This is a genomic window from Pseudomonas rhodesiae (assembly GCF_007858255.1).
GTDB classification, from domain to species: Bacteria; Pseudomonadota; Gammaproteobacteria; order Pseudomonadales; family Pseudomonadaceae; genus Aquipseudomonas; species Aquipseudomonas rhodesiae.
The window spans coordinates 174,052-197,610 of the sequence record NZ_VFEU01000002.1; the positions used below are offsets into that span (position 1 = coordinate 174,052).

Annotated in this window: 24 protein-coding genes and 1 pseudogene; 6 read left to right on the plus strand and 19 right to left on the minus strand. The window is 61.4% G+C overall.

What is annotated here, in order from left to right:
- Positions 1-44: 44 nt before the first annotated feature.
- The gene (locus tag FIV35_RS03015; protein ID WP_003195530.1) at positions 45-419 is read left to right on the plus strand and encodes a hypothetical protein; all 375 of its coding nucleotides are present in this window, start codon (positions 45-47) and stop codon (positions 417-419) included.
- A 115-nt stretch (positions 420-534) separates the two neighbouring features.
- Here FIV35_RS03015 and FIV35_RS03020 read toward each other — a convergent pair whose 3' ends face one another.
- The 6 genes from FIV35_RS03020 to exbB all read right to left on the minus strand — a co-directional run bounded on the left by FIV35_RS03020 (position 535) and on the right by exbB (position 7,349).
- Positions 535-1,935 (minus strand): aminoacyl-tRNA deacylase and HDOD domain-containing protein, encoded by a 1,401-nt coding sequence (locus FIV35_RS03020; RefSeq protein ID WP_034139824.1) that lies wholly within the window; start codon positions 1,933-1,935, stop codon positions 535-537.
- 117 nt (positions 1,936-2,052) lie between these two features.
- A complete protein-coding gene (gene recG, locus FIV35_RS03025; RefSeq protein WP_034101491.1) occupies positions 2,053-4,128 on the minus strand; it encodes an ATP-dependent DNA helicase RecG in 2,076 nt (691 codons plus the stop codon).
- An 8-nt stretch (positions 4,129-4,136) separates the two neighbouring features.
- A complete protein-coding gene (locus FIV35_RS03030; RefSeq protein ID WP_034101490.1) occupies positions 4,137-5,057 on the minus strand; it encodes a hydrogen peroxide-inducible genes activator in 921 nt (306 codons plus the stop codon).
- A gap of 142 nt (positions 5,058-5,199) precedes the next feature.
- Positions 5,200-5,952 carry a TonB family protein gene (locus tag FIV35_RS03035; RefSeq protein ID WP_034101489.1) on the minus strand — a complete coding sequence of 251 codons (753 nt, stop codon included), beginning with the start codon at positions 5,950-5,952 and terminating at the stop codon, positions 5,200-5,202.
- The gene (gene exbD / locus FIV35_RS03040; RefSeq protein ID WP_017526806.1) at positions 5,949-6,374 is read right to left on the minus strand and encodes a TonB system transport protein ExbD; all 426 of its coding nucleotides are present in this window, start codon (positions 6,372-6,374) and stop codon (positions 5,949-5,951) included. Before exbD ends, FIV35_RS03035 begins: the two co-directional genes overlap by 4 nt.
- A 6-nt stretch (positions 6,375-6,380) precedes the next feature.
- Entirely contained in the window at positions 6,381-7,349 is a 969-nt protein-coding gene (gene exbB / locus FIV35_RS03045; RefSeq protein WP_034139823.1) for a tonB-system energizer ExbB, read from the minus strand.
- A 191-nt stretch (positions 7,350-7,540) separates the two neighbouring features.
- Between exbB and FIV35_RS03050 the strand changes: the two genes are divergently transcribed.
- Positions 7,541-8,392, plus strand: coding sequence for an SDR family oxidoreductase (locus FIV35_RS03050; protein ID WP_034139822.1), 852 nt, complete (start codon positions 7,541-7,543; stop codon positions 8,390-8,392).
- 63 nt (positions 8,393-8,455) lie between these two features.
- On the opposite strand, the gene FIV35_RS03055 is transcribed toward FIV35_RS03050, so the two are convergent.
- From FIV35_RS03055 to FIV35_RS03080, 6 genes are all read right to left on the minus strand, one after another.
- A complete protein-coding gene (locus FIV35_RS03055) occupies positions 8,456-9,199 on the minus strand; it encodes a hypothetical protein (RefSeq protein ID WP_034101486.1) in 744 nt (247 codons plus the stop codon).
- Between the two features lie 57 nt (positions 9,200-9,256).
- Positions 9,257-9,637 carry a RidA family protein gene (locus tag FIV35_RS03060; RefSeq protein WP_003176922.1) on the minus strand — a complete coding sequence of 127 codons (381 nt, stop codon included), beginning with the start codon at positions 9,635-9,637 and terminating at the stop codon, positions 9,257-9,259.
- Between the two features lie 39 nt (positions 9,638-9,676).
- Positions 9,677-11,782, minus strand: a complete 2,106-nt coding sequence (gene spoT, locus FIV35_RS03065) for a bifunctional GTP diphosphokinase/guanosine-3',5'-bis pyrophosphate 3'-pyrophosphohydrolase (RefSeq protein WP_034101485.1) — start codon at positions 11,780-11,782, stop codon at positions 9,677-9,679.
- A 60-nt stretch (positions 11,783-11,842) separates the two neighbouring features.
- Positions 11,843-12,106 carry a DNA-directed RNA polymerase subunit omega gene (rpoZ, locus tag FIV35_RS03070; RefSeq protein WP_003176920.1) on the minus strand — a complete coding sequence of 88 codons (264 nt, stop codon included), beginning with the start codon at positions 12,104-12,106 and terminating at the stop codon, positions 11,843-11,845.
- A 167-nt stretch (positions 12,107-12,273) separates the two neighbouring features.
- Positions 12,274-12,894, minus strand: a complete 621-nt coding sequence (gmk, locus tag FIV35_RS03075; protein ID WP_034139821.1) for a guanylate kinase — start codon at positions 12,892-12,894, stop codon at positions 12,274-12,276.
- Positions 12,895-12,904: 10 nt separating this feature from the next.
- The gene (locus tag FIV35_RS03080; RefSeq protein ID WP_034101483.1) at positions 12,905-13,768 is read right to left on the minus strand and encodes a YicC/YloC family endoribonuclease; all 864 of its coding nucleotides are present in this window, start codon (positions 13,766-13,768) and stop codon (positions 12,905-12,907) included.
- 214 nt (positions 13,769-13,982) lie between these two features.
- On the opposite strand from FIV35_RS03080, the gene rph reads away from it, so the two are divergent.
- Both rph and FIV35_RS03090 read left to right on the plus strand, forming a co-directional pair.
- Positions 13,983-14,705: a ribonuclease PH gene (rph, locus tag FIV35_RS03085; RefSeq protein ID WP_034101482.1), complete on the plus strand. Its 723-nt coding sequence runs from the start codon at positions 13,983-13,985 to the stop codon at positions 14,703-14,705.
- 22 nt (positions 14,706-14,727) lie between these two features.
- A complete protein-coding gene (locus FIV35_RS03090) occupies positions 14,728-15,096 on the plus strand; it encodes a DUF4870 domain-containing protein (protein WP_034101481.1) in 369 nt (122 codons plus the stop codon).
- A 58-nt stretch (positions 15,097-15,154) separates the two neighbouring features.
- Here FIV35_RS03090 and FIV35_RS03095 read toward each other — a convergent pair whose 3' ends face one another.
- On the minus strand, positions 15,155-15,934 hold the full coding sequence (locus FIV35_RS03095; protein WP_003195493.1) for a catabolite repression control protein Crc: 780 nt from the start codon (positions 15,932-15,934) through the stop codon (positions 15,155-15,157).
- Between the two features lie 82 nt (positions 15,935-16,016).
- On the opposite strand from FIV35_RS03095, the gene pyrE reads away from it, so the two are divergent.
- Positions 16,017-16,661 carry an orotate phosphoribosyltransferase gene (gene pyrE, locus FIV35_RS03100; RefSeq protein ID WP_034101480.1) on the plus strand — a complete coding sequence of 215 codons (645 nt, stop codon included), beginning with the start codon at positions 16,017-16,019 and terminating at the stop codon, positions 16,659-16,661.
- Between the two features lie 99 nt (positions 16,662-16,760).
- Here the strand turns inward: pyrE and argB are convergent, their stop codons facing one another.
- The 5 genes and pseudogenes from argB to coaBC all read right to left on the minus strand — a co-directional run bounded on the left by argB (position 16,761) and on the right by coaBC (position 21,018).
- Positions 16,761-17,666 (minus strand): acetylglutamate kinase, encoded by a 906-nt coding sequence (argB, locus tag FIV35_RS03105; RefSeq protein ID WP_010207505.1) that lies wholly within the window; start codon positions 17,664-17,666, stop codon positions 16,761-16,763.
- A 19-nt stretch (positions 17,667-17,685) separates the two neighbouring features.
- Positions 17,686-19,107, minus strand: a pseudogene (locus FIV35_RS03110) (phosphomannomutase/phosphoglucomutase); the annotation flags it as partial.
- Between the two features lie 14 nt (positions 19,108-19,121).
- A complete protein-coding gene (locus FIV35_RS29535; protein ID WP_156796375.1) occupies positions 19,122-19,280 on the minus strand; it encodes a hypothetical protein in 159 nt (52 codons plus the stop codon).
- A gap of 68 nt (positions 19,281-19,348) precedes the next feature.
- Positions 19,349-19,804 carry a dUTP diphosphatase gene (gene dut, locus FIV35_RS03115; protein ID WP_034139820.1) on the minus strand — a complete coding sequence of 152 codons (456 nt, stop codon included), beginning with the start codon at positions 19,802-19,804 and terminating at the stop codon, positions 19,349-19,351.
- 5 nt (positions 19,805-19,809) lie between these two features.
- The gene (coaBC, locus tag FIV35_RS03120; RefSeq protein ID WP_034139819.1) at positions 19,810-21,018 is read right to left on the minus strand and encodes a bifunctional phosphopantothenoylcysteine decarboxylase/phosphopantothenate--cysteine ligase CoaBC; all 1,209 of its coding nucleotides are present in this window, start codon (positions 21,016-21,018) and stop codon (positions 19,810-19,812) included.
- 143 nt (positions 21,019-21,161) lie between these two features.
- On the opposite strand from coaBC, the gene radC reads away from it, so the two are divergent.
- Positions 21,162-21,836, plus strand: coding sequence for a RadC family protein (gene radC / locus FIV35_RS03125; protein ID WP_034101476.1), 675 nt, complete (start codon positions 21,162-21,164; stop codon positions 21,834-21,836).
- Between the two features lie 29 nt (positions 21,837-21,865).
- On the opposite strand, the gene FIV35_RS03130 is transcribed toward radC, so the two are convergent.
- Positions 21,866-23,458 carry an ABC transporter substrate-binding protein gene (locus FIV35_RS03130; protein ID WP_034139818.1) on the minus strand — a complete coding sequence of 531 codons (1,593 nt, stop codon included), beginning with the start codon at positions 23,456-23,458 and terminating at the stop codon, positions 21,866-21,868.
- Positions 23,459-23,559 lie beyond the last annotated feature (101 nt).

Below are 23,559 nucleotides of genomic sequence, written 5' to 3' on the forward strand. Positions count from 1 at the left end.
CTACACTGCTGCGGCCACTCAATAATTACACCGAGGCCGTGTGCATGAAATTTCGTCTTCTCCTGTGGGTGCTGGGCCTGATGATGGGCAAAGCCAGCCGCACCAACCCTGCCTTTCAGCAACAACTGGGTGATAAAGACCTGGCGTTCCAGTTGCAGACCCTCGACGGCAAGGTTGCCCGTCATTTCATCGTCAAAGATCAGCGCATCACCAGCCGCTCGGGTGTTCACCCCGCGCCGGCGTTTGCCATTGCCTTTAAAGATGCCGCCTACGGCTTCGCCACGATGCAGGCGAAAAACAAGCAACTGGCGTTTATGACGGGGATTCAGGACAAGTCGATCCAGATCAAGGGCAACCCGGCGCTGGTGATCTGGTTCCAGGGGCTGACGAAGTACTTGAAGCCGAAGAAAAAGAAGTAGGGCTTTTCAGCTAGACCGAGTTGGATTTATCGGGGGCAAGCCCCCTCCCACATGGGAATGCGTTCCAAATGTGGGAGGGGGCTTGCCCCCGATAGCTATATGACAGGCGCTACACTCAGCCCTGAGTGAATTGCGAGGCCAATTCGCGCAGCAAAACTTCGGCGTCCAGCACCTTACCCACCACTTCGTCAGCTTTGTCCCGGCTCAAGCCCAGACGCTCAAGCAGTGCATCCGTGATCGCCTCGTCCGGTCCGGAACCGATCCCACGGCTGCGCAGCAGGCGAACGGCCAGGCACACCAGGTTCGGGTACTCGGCGTAGTTGCCGTCGTAGGTCGGATCGTGCTGGAAGCGCAGGGCGGTGGATAATTCGTCCGGCATGTCCCAATAACGCATCAACCAGGCGCCGATCTGCTCGCGGCTGATGCCCAGCAAGTGCTGTTCCACATAGCTGTGGCACAGGTGTGGGTTGACCTCCAAGTGGCGGCAGATCAGCGAGAAGTGCGGCGGGAACACATGGGCCAGCAACAGGTAGCCAAAGTTGTGTAGCAGGCCGGCGAGGTACGTCAGGCCCGCTTCCGGGCGCTGGGCGCGGGGCATGGCGCGGGTCAGGCCCTCGATCACGGCGGCGGTGTAGATCGACTGGTGCCAGTACGGCGTGGCCTGTTGCGGATGGTCCTTGGGCAGGCTCAAGGTTTTGCCCAGGGCCAGGCCCAGCGCCAGGTTGATCACCAGGTCGAACCCCAGCACGCGCACGATGGCGTCTTCCACGGAGCGGATCTTGCCCGGCGACGCGTAGTACGGTGACGCCGCCCAGCTCACCACCTGCGCCGCCAGCGCCGGGTCGGTTTCCACCACGCCGGTGATGTCGTCGATGGTGGCGTTGGGGTCGACCCGCAGCTTGATGATCTTCTGCGCAGTGTCGGCCAGCGGCGGAATTTCGATGGTCGCTTCCAGGCGCTGCTGGATACGGCGAGCGGTGAACGCCTGCATCGCCTGGGTGATTTCCTCGCGGTCATCATTAGGGCGGTCGAGGTTCGGGCGGATATTGCTCAACGGCTCGCCGAATTGCGCGGCGCTGGCCTTGGTGAGCATCGTCTTGAAGGCATCAGTGGGGATTTCCAGCAGCAGCCCGGCTTCGCCCGAATGCACCAACAGGCTCGGCTCGTTGAGCAGGCTGCCTTCGTACAGGCATGGCGAACTGGTGAGCGGCGGCAGGCCCGGCAGCAGTTTCAGGTCGTGCTTGTCCAGCATGCGCTTGATGCGATCCGGCGCCACGGCGGTCAGGCGACGCCCAGTGAGTTCGGCGAGGCGGTTGAGGTCCAGCAGTTGGTTCTGGGGAAACAGCACCATCAGTGCGCCCACCGCGTCTTCCAACAGCACGGCCTGCACCTTTTGCGCAGGATTCAGGCCCGGTTGTTCGGCGACTTCCGTGTAGCTGACGGCAAGCTTGGCGAGCAGGGCGCGGATAACCGGCGGGGCGGCCAGCGGGGCTGTGGCGTGGGCAACTTCTGACATGGCCTGATCCAATTTCGTACAGTCACCGAAGTATAACCAGCTTGATACAAGTGTTGGTCGGATAAGTGCCTTTTGTGACCCGGTTGGGGATCCGCGACGCCTTTTGCTTCGGCAGCGTCAAACCTGGCCGTATTGCTGACCGTGCCGCAGCCAGCGATCCAACAGCGGGCTGACATGATCCGGCCAGCGCTCCAGCAGCGCTTGCGCCGCATCGCGGACGGCAGGCAGCAGGTCGGCGTCGCGCATCAGGTCGGCCACTTTGAACTGCAACAGCCCGGTCTGGCGCGTGCCGAGCATTTCACCGGGGCCGCGCAGTTCGAGGTCTTTTTCGGCGATGACAAAACCGTCGTTGGTTTCGCGCATGATGCCCAGGCGCTGGCGGCCGATCTGCGATAGCGGTGGGTGGTATAGCAGCACGCAGTGGCTGGCGGCGCTGCCTCGACCGACGCGGCCGCGCAGTTGGTGCAATTGCGCCAGGCCCAGGCGTTCGGGGTTCTCGATAATCATCAGGCTGGCGTTGGGCACGTCCACGCCGACTTCGATCACCGTAGTGGCCACCAGCAGTTGCAGGTTGCCGGCCTTGAATTCGGCCATCACCGCCGCTTTTTCCGCCGGCTTCATACGACCATGGATCAGCCCGACCTTGAGTTCGCCCAGGGCGCTGGTGAGGTCTTCGTAGGTGGTTTCGGCGGCCTGGCAGGTCAGCTCTTCGGACTCTTCGATCAGCGTGCAGACCCAGTACGCCTGGCGCCCTTCGGCGCAGGCGCCGCGCACGCGCTCGATCACCTCGACCCGTCGCGTATCGGTGACCAGCACGGTGTTGACCGGGGTGCGACCGGGCGGCAATTCGTCGAGGATCGAGGTGTCGAGGTCGGCGTAAGCGCTCATCGCCAGAGTGCGTGGGATTGGCGTGGCAGTCATGATCAGTTGGTGCGGGCTCATGCGTCCGCCCACGCCTTTCTGGCGCAGGGCCAGGCGTTGCTGCACGCCGAAGCGGTGTTGTTCGTCGATGATCACCAGCGCCAGGTTCTTGAACTGCACTTCGTCTTGAAACAGCGCGTGGGTGCCCACCACCATGGGGGCGCCGGCGGCGATCTGCTCCAGGGCGGCTACGCGGTTCTTGCCTTTGAGCTTGCCCGCCAGCCACGCCACTTCCAGGCCCAGCGGTTCGAGCCAGCGCTTGAAGGTGATGAAATGCTGCTCGGCGAGAATCTCGGTAGGCGCCATCAGCGCCACCTGGTAACCGGCCTCCAGGGCTTGCAGCGCGGCGAGGGCGGCGACCACGGTCTTGCCTGCGCCGACGTCGCCCTGGATCAGGCGCAGCATGGGTTCGTGCTGGCTCAGGTCGTAGGCGATTTCGTTGCCTACGCGCTGCTGGGCGCCGGTCGGCGTAAAGCCGAGATTGGCCAGGTATTGCGCGGGCAGACGCGTGGCCTTGGGCATCGCCGGCGCGCGCAGGGAGCGCATGCTTTCGCGCAGGCGTTGCTGGGACAGTTGGTGAGTCAGCAACTCTTCGAAGGCCAGGCGGTGCTGGGCCCAGTGATGACCCAGGGCCAGCTCGTCCACGTCGGCATCGGCGGGGGGGTGATGCAGGTAGCGAATCGCATCGGCCAGGGGCGCCAACTGGTAATCGCGGGCCAACTCCAGGGGCAGCCAGTCGGGCAGGCTGGTGGGGCCGAGCATGGACAGCGTCTGCATGCACAACTGGCGCAGGCGCTGTTGAGTCAGGCCTTCGGTGAGCGGGTAGATCGGGGTGAGGGTGGTATCTACCGGTGGCGGTTCGTCGCCGGTGATGGCGCGGTATTCCGGGTGGTAGATCTCCAGGCCCGACGCGCCGGGCCGGGCCTCACCGTAGCAGCGCACGCGGGTGCCGCGCTTGAGGCCCTCTTTCTGCGCATTGCTGAAGTGGTAGAAACGCAGGCTCAGGCCGCCGGTACCGTCCTGCAAGCGCACCACCAGGCTGCGGCGCTTGCCCATCACCACATCGGCACCGCTGACGGTGCCTTCGATCACCGCATCCTGCCCAGGGCGCAAGTGGCCGATGGGCACCACGCGGGTGCGGTCCTGATAGCGCAGGGGCAGGTGGAACAGCACGTCCTGGAGGTTCTCCAGGCCGACCTTGGCCAACTTCTCGGCCATGGCCTCACCGACACCCTTGAGTGCCGTCACCGACACCTGCGACAGCTCAGTCATACGGTTACTTAGCTCGCCGCGGTCGGCTTGGCCACCGAGCACAGGCGGATGGAGTCGGCGAGAATCTCAATCGCCTTGGGCCTTGGGAAGCTGGCGCGCCAGGCGATGGCCACCGTGCGGAACGGCACCGGCGGTGTAAGCGGGCGTACTTCGATTACGCCGGGGGCGTAGTGATGGCTGTCCACCGCCGACAGCGGCAGGATCGAGATGCCCAGGCCCGAGGCGACCATGTGACGGATGGTTTCCAGGGAGCTGGACTCCACGGTGGTGTGCTTGGCGCCGTCGTTGCCCTTGGTGAGGGTCGGGCAGGCTTCCAGCACCTGATCGCGGAAGCAGTGGCCTTCACCGAGCAGCAGCAGGCTTTTGTCGTTGAGCAGGGCAGCGTCGATGCTGGCTTTTTTGGTCCACGGGTGCGAGGCGGGCATCAGCACCTGGAACGGCTCGTCGTAGAGCGCCAGGGTGAGCACATCCGCTTCGTTGAACGGCAGGGCGATGATGATCGCATCCAGCTCGCCGTTGCGCAGTTTGTCGCGCAGTACGTGGGTGAAGTTCTCTTCGATATACAACGGCATCTGCGGCGCGACGCGGTGCAGTTGCGGAATCAAGTGCGGGAACAGGTATGGGCCGACGGTGTAGATGGCCCCGACCTTGAGCGGCGCGGTCAGTTGGTTCTTGCCGGCCTGGGCCAGTTCGCGAATGCTTTGCGCCTGCTCCAGCACCTTCTGGGCCTGGGCGACGATGCCCTCGCCTACTGGCGTGAGGCGCACGGCGCTCTTGCTGCGCTCGAAAATCAGCACACCGAGTTCGTCTTCAAGCTTTTTCACGCCCACCGACAGCGTCGGCTGGCTGACATGGCAGCGCTCGGCCGCATGGCCAAAGTGTTGCTCTTGGGCGAGGGTCACGATGTAGCGTAATTCTGTAAGAGTCATAGCGGGCGTCCATGAGGTTGCGGGCCAAGCATACCGGCTGCAATCGATAGACGCACGTTATCAGAAGTTTGTTAGGGATTGAGTGGGAACTGCTGAGGATTTTGCTGAAAGTGACGAGGGTTACCCCTCGCCACACTCATGTTCAGCGGCGACGCTTTTCGATGTTGTACACGAACGGTGCAACGATCTCGATGCTGCCGCTCTTGACCATATCGGCCGGCGGTTTGGGCAGCGGTTGGGCGCGACGGATCATGTCCAGGGTGGCGCGGTCCAGGTCGGCGTTGCCGGAAAGGCCCACCAGCTCGTAGGACAGTACATTGCCTTCGGCATCGACCACGAACTTCAGGCGGTTGAGACCCTCCTTGCCTCGGGCCTGGGCGCCTGGCGGATACTTCTTGTACTTCTGCAGGTGCGCCAGCAACGTGCCTTCCCAAGATGCCTTGGCCGCCAGCTGTTGTGGCGACGGCCCTGGTGCAGGCTGTGCCGATTTCTGCGGTGGCGCTTGGGTCGGCGGCGTATCGCTCGGTGGCTCCTCGGAAGGTTTTTCCTTGGGCGGCTCGGGCTTTTTCTCCACCGGCTTGGGCGGCTGGGGTTTGGGCTTGGGCTTGACCGGCTTGGGCACCTGGATCGTCGGCTTGGGCGCTTCGGCCATTTTTGGCAGCGGCAGCTCTTCCACCGGGGCGGGCGGCTGCGGCGGCGTTACCACCTTCGGCGGGGCCGGAGGCGGTGGCGGTGCGGGAGCAGGCGCCAGGTCGATGACCATGGCTGCCGGCGGCAACTGCACCGTGCGCGGCGCCGACCAGTGGAGTGCGATGGCAATCGCGATGGCATGCACGCCCAGTACGACGGCGAGGCTGGTGCCATAACGCGTCAGTTTGTGGCGCGTCGTGATCATTTCTTGGCTGCCGTCTCAAGTCCAACCAGGCCAACCTTGAGGTAGCCGGCCGCCCGCAGGGCATCCATCACACTCATCAGATCGCCGTAGTCCACGCCTTTGTCGGCTTGGAAGAAGATCGTCGTGTCCTTCTTGCCTTGGGTCTTGGCGTCGAGCACCGGGCCCAGGGTTTCGGTTTTGACTTCTTCTTCGCCCAGGAACAGACGTTGATCCGCCTTGACGCTGAGGAAGATCGGTTTTTCCGGCCGTGGCGCCGGTTTGGCGCTGGAGGCGGGCAGGTCGACCTTGATGTCTACGGTGGCCAACGGTGCGGCCACCATGAAGATGATCAGCAGCACCAGCATCACGTCGATAAACGGCGTGACGTTGATTTCGTGGTTCTCGACGAGTTCGTCGTCGCCTTGATTCAAATGCAGGCCCATGGCCGATTACCCCACTTTCACCATGTGCGGTTGCGAGCTGCGCTCGGTAGGCAGGTGGTCGAGGTCGCGGCTGACCAGCAGCAGGACTTCCGCCGACGCGTCCGACACCTGGGCCTTGTAGCCGGCAATTGAGCGGGCGAAGACGTTGTAGATCACCACTGCCGGAATCGCTGCCACCAGACCCAGCGCAGTTGCCAGCAGGGCTTCGGCGATGCCGGGGGCAACCACGGCGAGGTTGGTGGTCTGGGTTTTGGCGATGCCGATAAAGCTGTTCATGATGCCCCATACGGTGCCGAACAGACCGACGAACGGTGCGGTGGAACCGATGGTCGCCAGAACGCCGGTGCCGCTGCTCATGTTGCGGCCGCAAGCAGCCACCAGACGCTCAAGGCGGAAGGCGACACGCTCTTTGATGCCTTCTTTTTCGCGAGTGTTGGCCGACAGGCGCATCTCTTCCAGTGCATCGTGCACCAGGGTATTGGCCAGGGTGCCTTTCTTGGTTGCGCTTTCGCTGGCTTCCTTGAGGGTGGTGGCCTTTTTCAGATGGACGATTTCAGTACGCAGGCGACGCTTGGCGCCCAGCAGCTCGAAGCCTTTGGCGATCCAGATGGTCCAAGTGATGATCGAGGCTATGGCCAGGCCGATCATCACAGCTTTCACCACCACGTCAGCGTTCTGGTACATACCCCAGGGCGACAGGTCGTGGGCCATGCCCAAGGTGTTGTTCTCTTCCAGCACCACACCGGTGTCGTCCGCAGCCGGGGCGGCCGGGTCGGTGGCGACTGGCGCGGCAGGCGGTGCGGGCGGGGTGGCGGCATTCTGCTCGGCGGCAGCAGGTGTGGCGGGTGCGGTTGCATCGGCGAATGCGGCGGTCGGCGCCAGCAGAACGCTGAACAGCAGCGCAGCAATCGCGCGCCAGGCGCGGGAAGGGCTGTGAGGCTTGGTTGGCGAAGCGGGGGTTGTATTACGTGTCATGCTGGCCGGACCTGAGAGAAAGAATGAGTGATTGTCCTTCCAGACCCAGAGCAAGGGGCGAGGACAAATGGGTGGTCATTATTGCAAGTAATTCTTGTTAACAGAAGTAATACAGTAACTTTATTTGCCCTTTTTCTGGCCGTCGGTCAACTGAGAGGGCTAACCTAGACCTTTCAATACGGAGTTTTATGATGTCCGCGCCTTCTGTTGTGATTGTCGGATGTGGCGATGTGGGGAGTCGGTTAGCCAGCCAATTGCTTGCTTCGGAATGGGAGGTGTACGGCCTGCGGCGCGACATTTCGCGCTTGCCTGTCGGGGTGATCGGCATTGGCGGTGACCTGTTCAAAAAGGACTGCCCCGATACCTGGCCAATCGGCGGCGTGGATTACCTGGTGTATTGCGCCGCCGCGACCGATCACGATGAAGCTGGCTACCGCGCGGCTTACGTGCAGGGGCTGCAACATGTTCTGGAGTGGCTCGGCGATTACGGCCAGCAACCCAAACATCTGCTGTTTGTGTCCAGCAGCAGTGTGTATGGGCAGCAGAACGGTGAATGGGTCGACGAAACCTCCGAAACCCAGGCCAAAGGCTATTCCGGGCAGATCATGCTCGAAGCCGAGCAGGTTGCGTTGAACAGCGGCATTCCCGCCAGCATTGTGCGGTTAACCGGCATTTACGGCCCAGGCCGCGAATGGTTGCTGACCCAGGTGCGCCAAGGTTACCGGGTGGCGGTCGATCCACCGTTATATGGCAACCGGATCCACGCGGACGACGCAGCAGGCTTGCTCGCGTTTTTGCTGCGGCATGTGGAGCAGGGCGGTTCGCTGGATAAGGTCTACATCGGTGTGGACGACGCGCCGGCGCCGCTGGCCGAAGTGGTGGCCTGGCTGCGCGATTATCTGGGCGTGACAGAGTGGTCAGACGAGGCCAGTGTGCGGCGTGCGGGGAGCAAGCAATGTAGCAACGCGCGGATCAAGGCGCTGGGCTGGGCACCGACATACCCGACTTACCGGGAAGGCTACGCGGCGATCCTCAAGGGCTGAAACACGATCTGAAAAATGTGGGAGGGGCCTGCCCCTCTCACATTCAACTGCCTGCAAGGGTCGTTACTGTTTTTCCAACAGCCATTGGCGTGGGCCTGGCGTAAACGAAGGTACTTCGTCTGCCTGTGCCGTATTGACCGCCTGGAAAATTTCCAGCTGTTTGCCCTTGCGCATGAAAATCCAGGGGTTGCCCTGGCCATTGAGTTGCAGCCAGATGCTGTCGTAGCCGCCACTCATAGAGGCGCAATCGCCTGCCAGGCACAGCGAATACCGGTCGACTTTGGGTAGGCCGACAACCTTGCCGTCGGCCTGGAACTGCACGATTGCGCCGTTGCCGAAGCCGTCGGTGATTTTCCAGTCGCCGCCCAGGTAGGCGGCATAGAGCGCCCGCTCGAAGTTGGCGCCCAATGGTGCGCCTTCCGGAGCTGGGTCTTTAGCACGGGCGAACAGTTGCTCGGGCTCGTTATCGTTGGCCACTTGCAGCAACTGCTTACCTTTACGCTTGAGTTCGGTGGCGGAGCTGCCATAGAAATCCACGCTCCAGGCGCCGGATTGTTGCCCGAGCAACTTGCCTTCGGCGACTTCAAAACCGTTGTAGTAGCGGGCTTGAGATGCCTTGACGTTGACCTCCCATTCGAGGTTCGGGCCAAAGCTTTGCAGCGCTTCACGCAGAGGGCCGCCCTTGGCTGCCGCATCGATGGCGACCTGATTGATCCAAGTGCCGCTCACGTCTTGGTCGGCAGGGTTGCTGGCACAGCCGCCGAGCAACAGGGCGAGCAATGAAGAGGCTACAAGCGCTTTGCGCATCATGAAATCCTTTTAAAACGAGGTCGGCGCAGCCTGTAGGGGCTGCGCCGGGTGTTTTTACTCGATCACCAGAATCGCGTCCATTTCAACCTGCGCGCCTTTTGGCAGGGCTGCCACGCCGATGGCGGCACGGGCTGGGTACGGCTGTTCGAAGTACTTGCCCATGATCTCGTTGACCTTGGCGAAGTGGCTCAGGTCGGTGAGGAAAATGTTCAGTTTGACGATGTCCTTGAACGAACCGCCGGCGGCTTCGGCCACGGACTTGAGGTTTTCGAAGACTTGAACTGTCTGGGCTTCGAAGCCTTCCACCAGTTCCATGGTTTTTGGGTCCAGAGGAATCTGGCCGGACATGTAGACGGTATTGCCTGCCTTGATTGCCTGGGAGTAAGTACCGATGGCGGCCGGGGCTTTGTCGCTGGTGATAACAGTCTTGGTCATGAATGACTCCTTGTAATAGGCAGTGGCGGGGTTGAAGAACTACGCACGCATGCGGGTAATGCGGATGACCCCGGTCAAGGCGCGCAGCTTCTTGATCACACGGGCCAGGTGTACGCGGTCGTGTACGCTGACCACCAGTTGGACCACGCTGATGCGACCATCGCGTTCGTCCATGCTGATCTTTTCGATGTTGCCGTCGGCGGCGTTGACGCTGCTGGCCAGCAGGGCGATCAGGCCGCGCTGGTGCTCCAGCTCAACGCGCAGTTCGACGTTGAATTCGCCGGTGACATCCTTGGCCCACGAAAGCTGGATGCATTTTTCCGGGTTATGCCGGATTTCGGAGATGTTTCGGCAGTTGTCCAGGTGCACCACCATGCCTTTGCCCGCGGACAGGTGGCCGACGATCGGATCGCCCGGGATCGGTGTGCAGCATTTGGCGTAGCTGAGCACCAGGCCCTCGGTGCCGCGAATCGCCAACGGGCCTTCGGGGCTCGGCAATTGCTCGCCCTCACCCAGCAGTCGACGGGCGACCACATAGGCCATGCGGTTGCCCAGGCCGATATCTTCCAGCAGGTCTTCGATGGTTTCCTGGCGATATTCGTGAAGCATCGCCTGCACGCGTTCTTGGGGAATCTTGTCCAGGGCGCTGTCGAAACCGTTGAGAACCTTGTTCAGCAGGCGCTCGCCCAGGCTGACGGACTCGGAACGGCGCTGCAGTTTCAGGGCGTGGCGAATGTGTGTACGGGCCTTGCCGGTGACCACGAAATTGAGCCAGGCCGGGTTCGGTCGTGCGCCCGGTGCGCTGACGATCTCCACGGTGGAACCGCTTTGCAGCGGCTCCGACAGTGGCGCCAAGCGCCGGTTGATGCGGCAGGCGATGCAACTGTTACCCACATCGGTGTGCACGGCATAGGCGAAATCGACAGCCGTGGAGCCTTTGGGCAGCTCCATGATCCGGCCTTTGGGCGTGAACACGTAGACCTCGTCCGGGAACAGGTCGATTTTCACGCTTTCGATAAATTCGAGGGAGTTGCCCGCGCGTTGCTGCATTTCCAGCACGCCTTTAACCCATTGGCGGGCGCGGGCATGGGTGCCTTTGGGCTGCTCGTCGCCACTGGATTTGTACAGCCAATGGGCGGCGATGCCGTTGTTGGCCATTTCTTCCATTTCACGGGTGCGGATCTGGATCTCGATCGGCACGCCATGCATCCCGAACAGCGTGGTATGCAGCGACTGATAGCCGTTGGCCTTGGGGATGGCGATGTAGTCCTTGAAGCGGCCGGGCAGGGGTTTGTACAAATTATGCACAGCGCCGAGCACGCGGTAGCAAGTGTCGACCTTGTCTACGATGATCCGGAACGCATACACGTCCATGATCTCGTTGAAGGCCCGACGCTTGCCGCGCATCTTTTTATAGATGCCGTAGATGTGCTTCTGCCGGCCACTGACCTCGCCTTCGATTTCGTCGATGGCCAGGCAATGGCTCAGCGACTCTTCGATCTTGTTGACGATTTCCTTGCGGTTGCCCCGGGCACGCTTGACCGCCTGGTAGATGCGCGCCGAGCGCATGGGATGCATCGCCTTGAAGCCGAGGTCTTCGAATTCGATGCGAATGGCGTGCATGCCCAGCCGATTGGCGATGGGCGCGTAGATTTCCAAGGTTTCCTTGGCGATGCGCCGGCGTTTTTCGCCGGACAGCACTTCCAGCGTGCGCATGTTGTGCAGCCGGTCGGCCAGTTTGACCAGGATCACGCGGATATCGCGGGCCATGGCCATGGCCATCTTCTGGAAGTTTTCCGCCTGGGCTTCGGCCTTGGTCTCGAAATTCATCTGGGTCAGTTTGCTGACCCCGTCGACCAGTTCGGCCACGGTTTCGCCGAATTGGGAGCTGAGCGCTTCCTTGGCGATTCCGGTGTCTTCGATCACGTCATGCAGCATCGCGGCCATCAGGCTCTGATGGTCCATGTGCATGTCGGCAAGAATATTAGCCACCGCAAGGGGATGGGTGACGTACGCCTCGCCACTGCGGCGGCGTTGGCCGTCGTGGGCTTGTTCGGCGTAGAAATACGCTCGGCGGACCAGGTTGACCTGGTCTGGGCCGAGGTAGGCCGATAAGCGATCGGCGAGGGCGTCTATGCTCGGCAAAGTGTGAACTCCTGCCGATGGCTTTGACCCCGCGCCGTGCTACGTCGACCAGGCATAGGCTTAGACGGCCTCGTTGGACTCGTCCTCGAACGCTGCGAACAGCGGTTCGTCTTCAACGATTTCGGCGTTGGCGATGAACTCGTAGCTCATCAGGCCTTCAGCGATTTCACGCAGGGCGACAACGGTCGGCTTGTCGTTTTCCCACTGGACCAGAGGCTCTTTGCCGCCAGTGGCCAGTTGACGGGCACGCTTGGTAGAGAGCATGACCAGCTCAAAGCGGTTATCCACGTGTTCTAGGCAGTCTTCAACGGTTACGCGGGCCATGGTATTCCTCGGAGCGAATGCAAGATGCGCGCTGCCCGGTTGGGCGAGCGGACTGAGCAGTTTAAAAAATCACCAGCGTTTAGGGAAGCGCTGATTTTTCGCGGAGCCTCGTCAAACCGCTGCAAGTGCCAATGTAAAGCCCTTGCAGCGGTTTTGGGAAGCGTCAATCAGCCGAGCAGTTCGGCCAGTAATTTGCCAAAGCGCTGTTGTTGGCGCTTCTGCTGGAGCTGATTGGCGCGGAAAATCGCCTTCAGGTCATCCAGCGCGTGTGAAAAGTCGTCGTTGATGATCAGGTAATCGTAGTCGACGTAGTGGCTCATTTCGCTAACGGCTTCACGCATGCGGCCATCGATGATCTCGTCGCTGTCCTGGCCACGGTTGGTCAGGCGTTGGTGCAGGGCTTGCAGCGAGGGCGGCAGGATAAAGATCGAGCGCGCATTGGGCATCAGCTTGCGCACCTGTTCGGCGCCCTGCCAGTCGATTTCCAGGATCAGGTCATGGCCTTCATCCAGGGTCTGCTGCAAGTGGCTTTGCGAGGTTCCGTAGAGGTTGCCGAACACCTCGGCGCGTTCCAGGAAGTCGCCGTGCTCGATCATCTTCACGAACTCGGTGCGCTCGACGAAGTGATAGTGCACGCCGTTCACCTCACCCGGGCGCATGGCGCGGGTGGTGTGGGAGATCGAGATGCGGATCTGATCGTTGGTGTCGGTCAGGGCCTTGACCAGACTGCTCTTGCCCGCGCCCGAAGGGGCGGAAATGATGTACAGGGTGCCGGTGCTGTGGGTCATGGAGGTTGCCTTACTCAATATTCTGTACTTGTTCGCGCATCTGCTCGATCAACACTTTGAGGTTGACCGCCGCCTGGGTGCTGCGCGGATCGAAGGCCTTGGAGCCCAGTGTATTGGCTTCGCGGTTGAGTTCCTGCATCAGGAAATCAAGGCGCCGACCGGCGGCGCCGCCGGACTTGAGCACGCGGCGCACTTCGAGGATGTGGGTGCTGAGGCGATCGAGTTCTTCGGCGACGTCACTTTTCTGCGCCAGCAGCACCATTTCCTGCTCCAGGCGCGTCGGGTCGAGGTCGGCCTTCATGTCGGCGAAACGGTCGAGCACCTTCTGGCGTTGGGTGGCCAGCATCTGCGGCACCAGCTCACGCAGGATCGACACATCCTCTTCGATTGAGGTCAGGCGCTCGTTGATCAGGCGGGCCAGCTCGGCACCCTCTCGCTCACGACCGGCCTTGAGTTCCTTCAGGCCCTGGTTGAACAAGGCGAGGGCTTCGGCATTCAGGGCCTGCGGGTCGATAGCGTCGGCTACCAGTACGCCCGGCCAGGCCAGCACTTCGAGAGGGTTGAGCGGTGCGGGGCGCTGGATCAGGTCGGCAATGGTTTCGGCGGCGGCGACCAGTTGCGCCGCGCGTTCGCGGTCGACCTGCAAGGGTTTGCCGGTGGTTTCTTCGGTAAAGCGCAGGGTGCATTCCAGCTTGCCGCGGGAAATGCCCTGACGCAGCGCTTCGCGCACGGCGCCTTCCAGGTCGCGGAACGACTCCGGCAGACGCAAGTGCGGCTCCAGGTAGCGGCTGTTGACCGAGCGCAATTCCCAGCTCAGGGTGCCCTGGACGCCGGCTTTTTCGACGCGGGCGAAGGCGGTCATGCTGTGCACCATGCGGGTACCTCGCGTTGCAGTCCCGCGATCACGGGCTGATGGGTAAATGAAGCAGGCAGGCTGCGAAGGCGCAGGATTGTAGCGCAGTGGGGCGAGTGCGCCCAAACAAAGGCCGACAGGCCGAGCATTCGTAACTGAATTTTTAGAAGTGCCCCGAAGCGGTTCGCGGCTCTATAATGCCCGGCAGTTTTCGTCCTCAGTACAGGTATCCCCTATGAAACGTCCAAGTGGTCGCGTTGCCGATCAGCTCCGCTCGATCCGCATCACCCGCAACTACACCAAACACGCCGAGGGATCCGTACTGGTCGAGTTTGGCGATACCAAGGTTATTTGCACCGTCAGCGTCGAAAATGGCGTGCCGCGTTTCCTCAAGGGGCAGGGCCAGGGTTGGTTGACCGCTGAATACGGCATGCTGCCGCGCGCCACCGGCGAGCGTAACCAGCGTGAGGCCAGCCGTGGCAAGCAAGGCGGTCGTACCTTGGAAATCCAGCGCCTGATCGGCCGCTCCCTGCGCGCCGCCCTGGACATGTCCAAGCTGGGCGACGTGACTCTGTATGTTGACTGCGATGTGATCCAGGCCGATGGCGGCACCCGTACTGCGTCCATCACCGGCGCCATGGTGGCTCTGGTCGACGCCTTGAAAGTGATCAAGAAGCGTGGCGGCCTCAAGGCCGGCGACCCGCTCAAGCAGATGATCGCCGCCGTGTCGGTCGGCATGTACCAGGGCGAGCCTGTGCTGGACCTGGACTACCTGGAAGACTCCGCCGCCGAGACCGACCTGAACGTCGTGATGACCAGCACCGGTGGTTTCATCGAAGTGCAGGGCACCGCCGAAGGCGCGCCATTCCAGCCGGCTGATCTGAACGCCATGCTGGCCTTGGCCCAGAAAGGCATGAGCGAAATTTTCGAACTGCAGAACGCCGCCCTGGCCGACTGAAACCGCCTCAAGGAGAAGCGCCATGAATGACAGCCAAATGCCGGTACCTACGCCTTCCTACGAGGTTCGGCAGAGTGCAATGCTGTGCCATCTCGCGGCGTTTCTCGGGTTTGTGTTCCCTTTCGGCAGTGTCGTTGGGCCGCTGATTCTGTGGCAGATGAAAAAGGAAGTGGATCCGTTCATCGACGATCAGGGCAAGGAAGCCTTGAACTTCCAGATCACTGTGGCTATCGCCTGGTTGGTCTGTATCGTGCTGGCATTCGCCGTGATTGGTTTTTTCCTGATGACGGCCCTGGCGATTGCCACTGTGGTGCTGACCATCATTGGCGGCATCAAGGCCAACAAGGGGATCGCTTATCGCTATCCGCTGACCTGGCGTTTGGTTAAATAATGACCGCTCACAAAAAAACCGACAGCGATGTCGGTTTTTTTGTGCCTGGGAAAAGACCTCAGATGGTCAGCGTCCAGTCGTAGTCCACGATCAGCGGCGCGTGTTGCGAGAAGCGCGGCTGGCGCGGCAGGCGTGCGCTGCGAACGAATCGGCGCAGGCCTGGGGTCAGCAGCTGGTAATCGAAACGCCAGCCCAGGTTGAGCATCTCGGCCTGTTCGTTGTCCGGCCACCAGCTGTACTGATCGCCTTCACGGCTGACTTCGCGCAGGGCATCGACGTAACCCATGTTGCCGACAATCTCGTCCATCCAGGCCCGTTCCGGCGCCAGGAAGCCTGGGGATTGCTGGCTGTCGCGCCAGTTCTTGATATCCAGCTTCTGTTGCGCCACGTACAGCGAGCCACAATAAATGTACTCGCGACGTTTGCGCCGCTGTTTATCCAGATAACGGGCGAAATCGTCCATTAGCTTGAACTTCTGGTTCAAGTCTTCATCGCCGTTCTGCCCTGATGGAAGCAGCAAGGTCGCGATGCTGACCTTGTCGAAATCGGCTTGCAGGTAGCGCCCGTAGCGGTCGGCTGTCTCGAAGCCGAGGCCGCTGATGACCGCCTTGGGTTGCAACCGCGAGTACAAAGCCACGCCACCTTGGGTGGGCACTTCGGCATCGCAGGCATAAAGGAAGTAGCCATCCAGTTGGAAGGCTGGGTCGTCCAGTTCAAAGGCGGAGGCGCGGGTGTCCTGCAGGCAGATGACGTCGGCATTCTGGGCTTGCAGCCAACTGAGCAAACCACGCTCGACTGCAGCCTGAATACCATTAACGTTCACACTGATGATCCGCATAAATGGCCCCAAAAATCGCGTGCGTGTATGATACACGCCGTCTACCTAATTAGCTAAATCCGTGGTATCTGAGGCTTTTTTCATGCAGGCGTATCAACGCGATTTCATTCGTTTTGCCATCGATCGCGGGGTTTTGCGCTTCGGTGAGTTCACCCTCAAGTCCGGGCGGACCAGCCCGTATTTCTTCAATGCCGGCCTGTTCAACTCCGGTTCGGCCCTGGCGCAGTTGGGCCGTTTCTACGCGGCAGCCATCGTTGAAAGCGGTATGTCCTTCGATGTGCTGTTTGGCCCCGCCTACAAAGGCATCCCTTTGGCCGCCGCTACGGCCGTGGCCCTGGCCGAGCATCATGGGCGCGATTTGCCTTGGTGCTTCAACCGTAAAGAAGCCAAGGCCCATGGCGAGGGCGGTAGTCTGGTCGGCGCGCCACTGACTGGCGATGTGTTGATCATCGATGATGTGATTACTGCCGGCACCGCCATCCGTGAAGTGATGCAGATCATCGCTTCCCAGGAAGGCGCCAAAGCGGCCGGCGTGCTGATTGCACTGAACCGCCAGGAACGCGGCAACGGTGAGTTGTCGGCGATCCAGGAAGTTGAGCGCGATTTCGGCATTCCGGTGGTGAGTATTGTGTCGTTGAACCAGGTGTTGCAGTTCCTGGAAGATGACCCGCAGCTCAAGCAGCACTTGCCTGCTGTACGTGCATACCGCGAGCAGTTCGGGGTCTGACACAGGCCCCTGCCACCTTGACTGGCAGTACTTACAGGTACCGCATAAAAAAGGCCCCCGTTCAATCGGATTGAACGGGGGCCTTTTTGTATTCAGCACTTAGGGGCGCTTGCGGTTGCTGATCAGCGTGCCCATGCCGGTGTCGGTGAAGATCTCCAGCAATACCGCGTTCGGCACGCGGCCATCGATGATCAGCGAGCTGCCCACACCGCCCTGCACCGCTTCGAGGGCGCAACGAATCTTCGGCAGCATGCCGCCGTAGATGGTGCCGTCGGCGATCAGATCGTCGACTTGTTGGGTGGTCAGGCCGGTCAACACTTTGCCCTGCTTGTCCATCAGGCCGGCGATATTGGTCAGCAGCATCAGCTTTTCAGCCTTCAGTGCCTCGGCCACCTTGCCGGCCACCAGGTCGGCGTTGATGTTGTAAGACTCACCGTTGGCGCCCACGCCGATGGGCGCGATCACCGGGATGAAGTCGCCTTTTACCAGCAGGTTCAGTAGGTCGGTGTTGATACCGATCACTTCGCCCACTTGGCCGATATCGATGATTTCCGGCTGGGTCATTTCCGGCGTCTGACGGGTGACCGTCAGTTTTTTCGCGCGGATCAGCTCCGCATCCTTGCCGGTCAGGCCGATGGCGCTGCCGCCGTGACGGTTGATCAGGTTGACGATGTCTTTGTTTACCTGGCCGCCGAGGACCATCTCCACCACGTCCATGGTTTGCGCGTCAGTGACGCGCATGCCATCGATAAAATGACTCTCGATCGACAAACGCTTGAGCAGGTCGCCGATTTGCGGACCGCCACCATGCACCACCACCGGGTTGATGCCCACGGCCTTCATCAGCACGATGTCGCGGGCAAAGCCGGTTTTCAGCTCGTCGCTTTCCATGGCATTGCCGCCGTATTTGATCACCAGCGTCTTGCCGACGTAGCGTCGAATATAAGGCAACGCTTCGGACAGGACCTTGGCGGTGTTGGCAGCGGCTTCGCGTTCGAGGGTCATTCAGGGCTCCGGTAAAAGATCAGAACGGTAATTGGAGATCAGGGGCAACACGTTTCAACTGGGCGTGGAACACGTCCTTGATGCGCTGCAACTCAGCCTCGGTATCCGCCTCGAAACGCAGCACCAGCACCGGAGTGGTGTTGGATGCGCGAACCAGGCCCCAGCCTTTGGCGTAATCGACTCGCACACCATCAATGGAAGTCAGGTTGGCGCCTTCACCCCATTGCGCATCGTGCAGTGCGTCAATGATGCTGAATTTGCTCTCCTCGGTCACATGGATATTGATCTCTGGCGTAGAAATATCGTTCGGGAAGGTCTGAAACAGCTCTTCGGCGGTGGATTCTTCCTTGCTGAGGATCTCCAGCAGGCGCGCGGCGCTGTAAATGCCGTCGTCAAAGCCGAACCAGCGCTCCTTGAAGAACACGTGGCCGCTCATCTCGCCGGCCAGCAGGGCACCGGTTTCCTTCATTTTCTTTTTGATCAACGAGTGACCGGTCTTCCACATTAGCGGGCGACCGCCGTATTCCTTGATCAGCGGCGTGAGGCGACGGGTGCACTTCACATCAAAGATGATCTCGGCATTGGGGTTGCGCTTGACCACATCGCGAGCGAAGAGCATCAACAGGCGGTCGGCGAACACGTTCACGCCAGTGTTGGTGACCACGCCCACACGGTCGCCGTCGCCGTCGAAGGCCAGGCCGACGTCAGCGCCGGTCTCCTTGACCTTGGCAATCAGGTCCACCAGGTTTTCAGGCTTGCCCGGGTCCGGGTGATGGTTGGGGAAGTTGCCGTCCACGTCGCAGAACAGCGGGACGACTTCGCAATTCAGGGCTTCGAGCAGCTGTGGAGCGATTACACCGGCGGCGCCATTGCCGCAGTCCACCACCACTTTGAGGCGGCGGGCGAGTTTGACGTCGCGGGTGATTTCATCGGAGTAGCGCTGCAGGATGTCGACCTGGGTGATGCTGCCCTGGCCGCTGGTCAAGTCGTTGGTCTTGAGGCGGGTGTGCAGGGCCTGGATCTGTTCATTGGCCAGGGTGTCGCCGGCAATGACGATCTTGAAGCCATTGTAGTCCGACGGGTTGTGGCTGCCGGTTAGCATCACGCCGGATTTGCCGGCCAGTACGTTGGCGGCGTAGTACAACGCCGGCGTTGGCACCAGGCCCACATCGCTGACATGGCAGCCGCTGTCGGCCAGGCCCTGGATCAGTTGCTCCACCAGCTCCGGGCCGGACAAGCGGCCATCGCGGCCGACGCATACATTCGGTTCGCCCTGCGCCAGGCTCTGCGCGCCGATGGCGCGGCCGATCCAGTAGGCGGTTTCGGCGGTGAGGGTCTTGGGGACCACACCACGAATGTCATAGGCGCGGAAAATGCTGTCGGGGAACGTCGGGGCTACTCGGGCTGCGGTACTCATCGCGGGGGGAAACTCCATCTGAAGGGGGCAAGGCTGGCCTAAATGGGGGTGGCCGGCAGGCTCAAACTGAAGGGTATGACGGCGTTTTCGGCAGAGAGTTCGTGGTGCAAAAATGCCATCGCGGCTCGCTTGCTGTCTTCGTGCTTAGATAAGGCGTTGATTTTAAGCAAGAAATATTGCCGTTTAAATTCACCCATTCTTCATCCTGAAGAGCCTGGCCAGAAGCATTGAGCCGGACGTCAGTGTCCGGCCCGATCCAGCTTAGTCAGTGGCTGCCGGAATGCCCAAAACCGCCCGCGCCGCGTTGGGTTTCGTCGAATTCCTGTACCAGTTCGAAGTGCGCCTGCACCACCGGCACCAGGACGAGTTGGGCGATGCGTTCGCCAACGGCGATGTTGAAGGCGGTTTGCCCACGGTTCCAGCACGACACCATCAGCTCTCCCTGATAGTCCGAGTCGATCAGACCCACCAGATTGCCCAGCACGATGCCGTGCTTATGGCCCAGGCCGGAGCGCGGCAGGATCAGCGCGGCCAGGCCCGGGTCGCCTACGTAGATGGACAGGCCGGTGGGGATCAGCAGGGTCTGGCCTGGCTCGAGCACGGTGTCTTGCTTGAGCATGGCGCGCAGGTCCAGGCCGGCGGAACCCGGTGTGGCGTAGGTCGGCAGTGGGAAATCGGTGCCGAGGCGGGGGTCGAGAATCTTGGCTTGCAAAGGGTGCATGTAAATTAAACCTGGTTCAGCCGTTGGGCGATAAAAGAGATCAGTTGGCGGGCAATCTTGCCCTTGCTGGTCTGGGCGAAAAGGGTGGCGTGCAGCTCGCGGTCGATCACGCTGCAAGCGTTTTCCTCGCTGTTGAAGCCGATGCTCGGGTTGGCGACATCATTGGCAACGATCAAGTCGAGGTTTTTGTCTTTCAATTTGCGTGCGGCGTAGTCCAGCAGGTGCTCGGTTTCGGCAGCAAAGCCGACGCTGAACGGGCGGTCGGGACGCGTGGCGATGGTGGCCAGGATGTCCGGGTTGCGCACCATTTGCAGGAGCAGGCCGTCGCCGCTTGTAGGGTCTTTCTTGAGCTTTTGCGGGGCGACGACTTCCGGCCGGTAATCCGCCACCGCCGCCGAAGCGATGAACAGGTCGCACGGAATGGCTGCTTCACAAGCTGCAAGCATGTCGCGAGCGCTGACTACGTCGATTCGCGTGACGCGGTCCGGGGTCGGCAAATGCACCGGGCCGGTGATGAGCGTGACGCGTGCGCCTGCCTCAACCGCAGCTTCGGCCAGGGCGAAGCCCATTTTCCCTGAGCTATGGTTGGTGATGTAGCGGACCGGGTCGATGTTTTCCTGGGTCGGTCCGGCGGTGATCAGTACGTGCTTGCCGGTCAGGGCCAGGTGCTGGAAACACTCGGCGGCACATTGCGCCAGATCAGTGGCTTCGAGCATGCGGCCCAGGCCCACGTCGCCACAGGCCTGGCTGCCGGACGCGGGGCCGAACACCTTGAGGCCACGGTCTTGCAGGAGTTGGGTGTTGGCCTGGGTCGCCGGGTCGCGCCACATCGCCTGGTTCATGGCCGGGGCGATGGCAACGGTAGCGTCGGTGGCTAGTACCAAAGTGGTCAGCAGATCGTCGGCGATGCCTTGGGCCAAGCGGGCAATCAGGTCGGCGGTGGCTGGAGCGATCAGCACCAGGTCGGCCCATTTGGCCAGCTCGATATGGCCCATGGCGGCTTCGGCGGCAGGGTCGAGCAGATCCAGGTGAACCGGGTGGCCGGACAGGGCCTGCATGGTCAGCGGGGTAATGAACTCACTGCCGCCGCGGGTCATGACCACGCGCACCTCGGCGCCCTGGTCGAGGAGCCTGCGAACCAACTCGGCGCTCTTGTAAGCGGCAATGCCGCCGCCGACGCCGAGAACGATGCGTTTCCGATACAGACGCTGCATTGGTTTGCCTTTCCAGTTCAGTGAAGCCAGTTCAGTGACGCCTGCGATGCACCCTCCCCAGGTGAAATCGCAGGCAAAAAAGAGGGCCTACGATAACACAGCGACCGCCACGCAACAGCGGCGCACTTGCACAGGGAGGTGGGATGAGTATTCGCGATTGGCCAGCGGCAGAGCGGCCACGGGAGAAACTTTTGGAGTGGGGCGCGGCAAGTCTGTCCGACGCCGAACTGCTGGCGATCTTCCTGCGTACAGGAGTGGCAGGCCGCAGCGCGGTGGACCTGGCGCGCCATCTGCTGACGCAGTTCGGCGGCTTACGGCCGTTGCTTGAGGCCAGCCAGACGCTGTTCAACCAGCAGTTGGGACTGGGGCCGGCGAAATTTGCGCAATTGCAGGCCGTACTGGAAATGTCCCGGCGGCATATGGCCGAACGCTTGCGCAAAGACTCCGTACTGGATAGCCCGGTGGTGGTGCGCGACTACCTCAAAGCGATGTTGCGGCATGAGCCTCACGAAATATTCGGCTGCTTGTTTCTCGACTCGCGGCACCGGGTGTTGGGTTTCGAGGCGTTGTCCCAGGGGACGATCGATGCCGCGATAGTTTATCCGCGACAAGTGGTCAAGCGCGCCCTGGCCTACAACGCGGCGGCGTTGATCCTATGTCATAACCACCCTTCCGGCAGCCTTGAACCCAGTGCAGCTGATCGAAAATTGACCAAGCTGCTGCAGAAGGCGTTGGAGGTCGTGGATGTGCGGGTGCTGGACCACATCATCGTCGGCGACGGCGACCCGCTGTCGATGGCCGAGCATGGCTGGATGTGACCCCGCCCGGTGGGCGGCGGGGCCGGGGCTCAGGGCTTGACGCTGACCTTGGAGAAATCCTGGCGTCCGAATGGGCTGACCTGATACCCCTCGACACCCTTGCGCGTCAGGGCGAAGGCGGTCGGGTGCGCCAACGGTAGCCACAGCGCCTGTTGCTGGATCTGCGCCTGGGCCTGTTGATACAGCTTGCTGCGCACGCCTTGTTCGCTGGTGGTCTTGCCGGCGCTGATCAGCTTGTCGAGCGTCGGGTCGCAGTAGCGCGCAAAGTTGGTACCGGACTTCACCGCCGCGCAGGAAAACTGCGGAGTCAGGAAGTTGTCCGGGTCGCCGTTGTCGCCGGCCCAGCCCATAAACAGCAGGTCGTGCTCGCCGGCCTTGGCGCGGCGTATCAGCTCGCCCCACTCGATCACACGGATCTCGGCCTGGATGCCGACCTTGGCCAGGTCCGCCTGCAGTAATTGTGCGCCGAGGTTAGGGTTGGGATTCAGCAGGCTGCCGGTGGGGCGCGTCCAGATCGTGGTCTTGAAGCCGTCCTTGAGCCCGGCGCGGTCCAGCAGCGCTTTGGCTTTGGCGAGGTCCTGTGGATAACCCGGCAACTCCTTGGCAAAGCTCCAGGTGTTCGGCGGGTAAGGCCCGCTGGCGGCTTCGGCGGTGCCTTCGAATACGGCCTTGAGGTAGCTGGTCTTGTCGAATGCCAAGTTGATAGCCTGGCGCACTTCGGGCTTGTCCAGCGGTGGGTGCTGGCTGTTGATGGCCACGAAAGCGGTCATGAACGCAGCGGTTTTCTCCACTTTGAGAGCGGCATCCTTTTGGGCCTCGCCCACATCCAGAGGCTTGGGCGACAGGGCGATCTGGCATTCGTCGCGATGCAGCTTCTGTAGGCGCACATTGGCATCGGGGGTGATCGCGAAGATCAAGTTATCCACAGCCGGTTTGCCAGCGAAGTAATCTGGGTTGGCCTTGTAGCGAACCACGGCATCTTTTTGAAAACGTACAAAAACGAAGGGGCCGGTGCCGATAGGGCGGCTGTTGAGTTTCTCCGGCGTGCCAGCCTTGAGCAGTTTGTCAGCGTACTCCGCCGGGTAGATCGAAGCGAAGCCCATGCTCAGGGCCGAGAGGAATGTGGAATCGGCGTGGTCCAGGGTGAAGCGCACCGTCAGTGGGTCGAGGGCGTCAATCCTCTTGATCAGCGTGGGCAATTGCAGGGATTGTGCATGGGGGAAGCCACTTTGAGCAATCTTATGCCAAGGGTTGGCCGGGTCGAGCATGCGTTCGAAGCTGAAGCGCACGTCTTCGGCCGTCAGCGTTCGGCTTGGGGTGAAATACTCGGTGCGGTGGAATTTCACGTTGGGGTGCAGCTTGAAGGTGTAGGTCAGGCCGTCAGGCGAGACTTCCCAACTGTCTGCCAGGCTGGGCACGAGCTTGCCGCTGGTGGCGTCGTAGTCCACCAGACGGTTCATCAACACATCGGCCGACGCGTTGGTGGTGGTCAGCGAGTTGTACTGCACCAGATCGAACCCTTCGGGGCTGGCCTCGGTGCAGACGCTCAAATTGCTGGCGGCAGAGGCCAGCGGCGTAATAAAGAGAGGGGCAAGCAAGAGCGGCAGGGCTGCGAGGCGCATATTAGGTTTCCTTTGCAGATCGTAGGCCCATCTGCGAGTGCAGTCTGGAAAAGTCCTACCGTAGAGGTCTGATTGATAAATGACTAGCCCATTTTTGCCTG

Coding starts and splice junctions, on each gene's coding strand:
- FIV35_RS03060 (WP_003176922.1), bottom strand. CDS start 9,637: ATGACCAAGACTGTTATCACCAGCGACAAAGCCCCGGCCGCCATCGGT.
- FIV35_RS03030 (WP_034101490.1), bottom strand. CDS start 5,057: ATGACTCTTACAGAATTACGCTACATCGTGACCCTCGCCCAAGAGCAA.
- FIV35_RS03015 (WP_003195530.1), top strand. CDS start 45: ATGAAATTTCGTCTTCTCCTGTGGGTGCTGGGCCTGATGATGGGCAAA.
- dut (WP_034139820.1), bottom strand. CDS start 19,804: ATGCACCCTTTGCAAGCCAAGATTCTCGACCCCCGCCTCGGCACCGAT.
- FIV35_RS29535 (WP_156796375.1), bottom strand. CDS start 19,280: ATGGGTGAATTTAAACGGCAATATTTCTTGCTTAAAATCAACGCCTTA.
- FIV35_RS03080 (WP_034101483.1), bottom strand. CDS start 13,768: ATGGTGCACAGCATGACCGCCTTCGCCCGCGTCGAAAAAGCCGGCGTC.
- pyrE (WP_034101480.1), top strand. CDS start 16,017: ATGCAGGCGTATCAACGCGATTTCATTCGTTTTGCCATCGATCGCGGG.
- FIV35_RS03020 (WP_034139824.1), bottom strand. CDS start 1,935: ATGTCAGAAGTTGCCCACGCCACAGCCCCGCTGGCCGCCCCGCCGGTT.
- rph (WP_034101482.1), top strand. CDS start 13,983: ATGAAACGTCCAAGTGGTCGCGTTGCCGATCAGCTCCGCTCGATCCGC.
- exbD (WP_017526806.1), bottom strand. CDS start 6,374: ATGGGCCTGCATTTGAATCAAGGCGACGACGAACTCGTCGAGAACCAC.
- FIV35_RS03130 (WP_034139818.1), bottom strand. CDS start 23,458: ATGCGCCTCGCAGCCCTGCCGCTCTTGCTTGCCCCTCTCTTTATTACG.
- recG (WP_034101491.1), bottom strand. CDS start 4,128: ATGACTGAGCTGTCGCAGGTGTCGGTGACGGCACTCAAGGGTGTCGGT.
- exbB (WP_034139823.1), bottom strand. CDS start 7,349: ATGACACGTAATACAACCCCCGCTTCGCCAACCAAGCCTCACAGCCCT.
- rpoZ (WP_003176920.1), bottom strand. CDS start 12,106: ATGGCCCGCGTAACCGTTGAAGACTGCCTAGAACACGTGGATAACCGC.
- coaBC (WP_034139819.1), bottom strand. CDS start 21,018: ATGCAGCGTCTGTATCGGAAACGCATCGTTCTCGGCGTCGGCGGCGGC.
- FIV35_RS03050 (WP_034139822.1), top strand. CDS start 7,541: ATGTCCGCGCCTTCTGTTGTGATTGTCGGATGTGGCGATGTGGGGAGT.
- FIV35_RS03035 (WP_034101489.1), bottom strand. CDS start 5,952: ATGATCACGACGCGCCACAAACTGACGCGTTATGGCACCAGCCTCGCC.
- FIV35_RS03055 (WP_034101486.1), bottom strand. CDS start 9,199: ATGCGCAAAGCGCTTGTAGCCTCTTCATTGCTCGCCCTGTTGCTCGGC.
- gmk (WP_034139821.1), bottom strand. CDS start 12,894: ATGACCCACAGCACCGGCACCCTGTACATCATTTCCGCCCCTTCGGGC.
- FIV35_RS03090 (WP_034101481.1), top strand. CDS start 14,728: ATGAATGACAGCCAAATGCCGGTACCTACGCCTTCCTACGAGGTTCGG.
- argB (WP_010207505.1), bottom strand. CDS start 17,666: ATGACCCTCGAACGCGAAGCCGCTGCCAACACCGCCAAGGTCCTGTCC.
- FIV35_RS03095 (WP_003195493.1), bottom strand. CDS start 15,934: ATGCGGATCATCAGTGTGAACGTTAATGGTATTCAGGCTGCAGTCGAG.
- radC (WP_034101476.1), top strand. CDS start 21,162: ATGAGTATTCGCGATTGGCCAGCGGCAGAGCGGCCACGGGAGAAACTT.